The following is a 5,395-nucleotide window of genomic DNA, read 5'->3' as shown; positions in this document are numbered from 1 at the left end:
AAGTAGAAACTGAGTTTGATTCGGATTGTGATGTTGATGTTGACGCACTTACTGAGGCTGAAACTGAATTTGATTCTGATTGTGACGCTGACGTTGATTCACTTTCTGAAGTAGAAACTGAGTTTGATTCGGATTGTGATGTCGATGTTGATTCACTTTCTGAAGTAGAAACTGAGTTTGATTCGGATTGTGACGCTGACGTTGATTCACTTTCTGAAGTAGAAACTGAGTTTGATTCGGATTGTGATGTCGATGTTAATTCACTTTCTGAAGTAGAAACTGAGTTTGATTCGGATTGTGACGCTGACGTTGATTCACTCACTAAAGTAGAAACTGAGTTTGATTCGGATTGTGAAGCTGATGTTGATTCACTCTCTGAGGCTGACTCTGAGTTTGAGACTGACTGCGATTCAGATACTGACTCACTCTCTGAAGCTGACTCGTAATTTGAGATTGATTGAGAGATCGATGTTGAGGCACTTTCAGATGCTGAAGTTGAGTTCGATTCAGACTGTGATGTTGATGTTGACGCACTTTCTGAAGCTGAGGTTGAGTTCGACTCAGACTGAGATGTTGAAGTTGATGCACTTTCTGAAGCTGAGACTGAATTTGACTCTAACTGTGATGCGCTCACTGATGCACTTGTTGAGGCACTTTCAAGAAGACTTTCTGAAATACTATCTGAAAGAGATGCTGATGCTTCCTCTGATTGAGAAAGAGAAGATGAGACAACCTCTGACTCAGATGCTGAAACTGATGCAGATTCTACCTTACTTGTTGATACAGATTGAGACTCTACTGTTGAAGTACTTTCTACGATGCTTTGAGATGTACTTAAAGATGCACTCGTTGTATCAGCTTCAGATTCAGACTCGATAACCTGACTACCATTAAAGAAGTTAACGGCAATCGTATCTGTCTTACCTGCATAAGGTGAGAATGTGAAGGATGTATCATCACCAGTGATTTTAGCAGTCCAAGTTGTTGTCAGACCATAGCTTTGTTTAGCCTGGTAACCATTCATTTGGAAACCATTTGACCAAGTGAGACCATTTCCTTGAGTTGTTACTGGTGTTGTATTAGCCTTAGGATTTGCAATTTGGTTACCATTTTTATCTGTAATATAAGACGTTACAGTTGTTGGAGGAGTAAGTCCCTTACCTAAAGTAAACATCGTTTGTGTTGATGTTCCTGTATTATAGATAGAATATCCAGGACTCATCTTCGAAATATTCCCAAGGGTTGATGTTGCAGGATTAACATAGGAAACAGTGTAGACAAAATTCAGATTTGTTCCGTCATTTGTCACTTTCAATGTATAGTAAATTGGAACATTATAGTTTGAGTCTGTTCCAGTTCCTGTATACACCTTAGTTTCACCAGTCGCTAGGTTAAGGTTTGAAGTGATAGCTGGTGTGCCATTCACTGTAGAGTTCCCATTGAAACCAGCATTTGTCAGCTTGGTCATCATGTTATCGACGGCATTACCAAGACGCTCACGCTGTTCTGCGTAAGCTGCGTTTGTTGCTGATGCCGCGATCAATGTCGTTGACTTAGTGACTTCTTCTTGAACGGTTGTAATAGCCGTTTGAATTTCAGCTTTAGCAGCTGTGTCTGTCAATTTTGCTTGGTAGTTTTTAGCAATATTAACAAGTAATTCTGCTTCTGAAACGTTTTGGTCCAAGACAGATTTTTCATCATCTTGGCTTGCAGTTTCTGAAGCAACTGAGCTTGCTGAAGTTGCTGAACCAGAAGCTGATTCTGAGTTTGAGCCACTTGTACTTTCAGTTTGTGATTGGCTATTAGAAGTTGAATTCTCTTTGCTGAGTGATGCAGATTCAGAGATAGCTTGTGACAATTCAGCAGAAATTGATTGAGACACAGATTGTGATACTGAAACTGATGCTTCTGTGCTTGCTTGAGCATCAACTGAAGAGCTTGTAGACTCTTGGCTTGTTGATGGTACTACTGAAGTTTCAGAAGCTGGTGCTGCACTCAATACCACTGACTCAGAGTTTACTGCCACATCTTGATTAGCAGTTACTTGACTTTCCAAAGCCGGAGTCGTCGTTTCTTCCGCTTGAGCAGTGTAAGTCGCTACTGCTCCTCCAGCCACTGCACCTGCCGCCGCAATCCCTTTAAGTAGAGCTTGTCCTGAGAGAACTGGTGTTTTCTCTTCAACACTTTGTGCTGAAACTGATGGTGCGTCTGCCCCACCTTTAACAACCTTGAAAAGTCCAAAGTTAGATGTCGCAGCACGAAGCCATTGCTTACCTGATTTAATCAATTTAAAACGAGTCACGCGATCAGTTTCGCGATATACCCCTTCGTTCCTTCTAAAAAACATATCTACTCCATTCTTGTTTTATGAATTAAAACTCACCGATAAATTTTATCATAAAATTCCTGTAAGCTCTAATATAAACTCTTATTTCCCTCAAAAAAGATTGCAAACGCTTTATGCTGTATAAATACTGAAAATACTTGTTTCATAGTATTTTCACCCACCTTACATTTTGCAAAACAAAACTTAAACTTGTCTTAAAATTCAAAGTCTACTTCTTCCACATCTAAGATTTTAGCTTACTAAACTAAGCCTTTACCCTCTAATACTAAGCCTAAATGAGACTTAGACTAACATTTAAGACACCCTCTCTCATTTTCAAACACGACAAAAAGCCACATCCCATATCGGAATGTGGCTTTTTTAGAACGAAGCTAATCGGCTTATTCTTACTTAAGAGTAGTTAGTTTTTATTAGGACTAGTCACTCATAAGTTTTAGGGGTAAGTCGAAGGAATATTATTCCTCAGTTTTTTTGCGTTTTGCCACAAGAGCCAATCCAGATGCAGTTGCAAGCAATCCAAGAGCTGCTGTAGCTGCTACGTTAGACTCTTCACCAGTGTTTGGCAATTGTGCCATTTCTTGTGCAGGTTTAACTGGAGTAGCTTTAGCTGGAGCTTTAGGAGCTGGATCAACTGGTTTACCTGGTGTTGGTTGTTCAGGTTTACCTGGAGTTGGTGTTACTGGTTTTTCTGGAGTTGTATCGACAAGTTTGTAAACGTAAGTTACGTTCTTATCACCTTCGATAACTTTACCAGTTACTGGGTCAGTTGTTGTCAAGTGACCATCACCATCTACAGAACCTACTGGGTAGTTACCTTGTGGTACCAATTCGTAAACTTTACCATCAGCAGTAACAATTGTCTTAGGACGGTTATCAATTACTGTATCGTAATCTTTACCTACTGGTTGACCAAATTCATCTGTTACAGATTGTTTGATAGTGTTACCATTTTCATCTACATAGTGAACGTAAACATTACCCTTAGGTTGTGCTGGTTGTTCTTTGAGTTTGTAGATGTAAGTAACATCTTTACGTCCTTCGATAACTTTACCTGTTGTAGCATCTGATGACTCAAGGTGACCTTGTCCATCAACTTTACCTACAGTGTAGTTACCTGCTGGTACCAATTCGTAAACTTTACCATCAGTTGTTGTGATAGTCTTAGGACGATTGTCTACTACTGTATCGTAGTCTTTATCGACTGGTTGATCTTTTTCATCAACAACTGAGGTCTTGATTGTGTTACCTTCAGTATCTTTATAGTGAACGTAAACGTCACCCTTCACTTCTTTGTAGACGTAAGTGATGATTGAACGTGGTTTTTCAACTTTACCTTTAGTTGGGTCAGATGATTCAAGGTGTCCATCGCCATCAACTTTACCTACTGGATAGTCACCTTTCGGTACGATCTTGTATGTCTTACCGTCTGGAGTCTTGATTGTCTTAGGTTTTTCACCTTCCTCAGTTGTGTTATATGGAGTATCATATGGTGAGTTTGGTGTGTCTTGACGAGGTTTCTTGATTTCTTTACCTTTTTCGTCTACGTAAGTGATGATTACGTCACCTTCTTTAGGTTTCGTTGGATCTTCTTTAAGTTTGTAGACGTAAGTTACGTTCTTGTCACCTTCGATAACTTTACCTGTTGTAGCGTCATCACCTGTCCAGTGACCTTGTTCGTCGACTTGACCTACTTTGTAGTTACCTGCTGGTACCAATTCGTATGTCTTACCTTCGAATTCGATTTCTTTTGGACGGTTATCTACAACTGTATCGTAGTCTTTACCTACTGGTTGATCTTTTTCATCTGTGACAGATTCTTTGATAGTGTTACCATTTTCATCTACATAGTGAACGTAAACATTACCCTTAGGTTGTGCTGGTTGTTCTTTAAGTTGGTAAACGTAAGTAACGTTCTTATCACCTTCGATAACTTTACCTGTCGTAGCGTCATCACCTGTCCAGTGACCTTGTTCGTCGACTTGACCTACTTTGTAGTTACCTGCTGGTACCAATTCGTATGTCTTACCTTCGAATTCGATTTCTTTTGGACGGTTATCTACAACTGTATCGTAGTCTTTACCTACTGGTTGATCTTTTTCATCTGTTACAGATGCTTTGATTGTCTTACCTTCAGTGTCTACGTAGTGAACATATACATTACCCTTAGGTTGTGCTGGTTGTTCTTTGAGTTTGTAGATGTAAGTAACATCTTTACGTCCTTCGATAACTTTACCTGTTGTAGCGTCTGATGACTCAAGGTGACCTTGTTCGTCAACTTTACCTACATTGTAGTTACCTGCTGGTACCAATTCATATGTCTTACCATTGTATTGGATTTCTTTTGGACGGTTGTCAATTACTGTATCGTAATCTTTATCAACTGGTTGATCTTTTTCATCAGTGACATCATCTTTAATTGTGTTACCGTCAGTGTCTTTATAGTGAACGTAAACGTCACCCTTCACTTCTTTATAAACGTAAGTGATTGTTGATTTAGGTTTATCAACTTTACCTTTAATTGGATCAGATGATTCAAGGTGTCCGTCACCGTCAACTTTACCTACTGGGTAATCACCTTTTGGTACGATCTTGTATGTCTTACCATCTGGAGTCTTGATTGTGTTAGGTTTTTCACCTTCCTCAGTTGTGTTATATGGAGTGTCATATGGTGAGTTTGGTGTATCTTGACGTGGTTTTTGGATTTCTTTACCATCATTCTCACGGATGTAAGTGATGATTACTTCACCAACTTTAGGAGTTTCACTTTCTGACATTGATTGAGAAATTGAAACTGAAGTTGATTCAGAGCTTGAAAGTGATTCTGAAACTGAAGTTGAAGTTGATGTAGATTCTGAAAGGCTAGCAGATGCTGAGTATGATTCAGATGCTGATACTGATGCTGATACAGAAGTTGATTCTGAAGAGCTTGCTGATTCAGACGCAGATACTGAAGCTGAGGCACTTGCTGATTCTGATGCAGATGCCGATGTACTCAACGATGCTGATTGGCTTGTTGATACTGAAGCTGATTCAGATGCTGATGTACTC

General features: G+C 39.5%; 2 protein-coding genes. Both read right to left on the bottom strand.

All coding sequences use genetic code 11. The features are described from left to right. Positions 1 to 2,347 (bottom strand): accessory Sec-dependent serine-rich glycoprotein adhesin (locus HMPREF2637_RS09665; RefSeq protein ID WP_141760035.1); only part of this gene is annotated, 2,347 nt, incomplete at its 3' end. A gap of 455 nt (positions 2,348 to 2,802) precedes the next feature. After that, positions 2,803 to 5,395: MucBP domain-containing protein (locus HMPREF2637_RS09660; protein WP_176745619.1), on the bottom strand; the 2,593-nt coding region annotated here is incomplete at its 5' end.

Source organism: Streptococcus sp. HMSC065H07 (assembly GCF_001837325.1).
In the GTDB taxonomy this organism is placed as follows: Bacteria; Bacillota; Bacilli; order Lactobacillales; family Streptococcaceae; genus Streptococcus; species Streptococcus salivarius_H.
The sequence above is the reverse complement of the archived record's forward strand: the minus strand, read 5'-3'. Positions and strand labels throughout refer to the sequence as shown.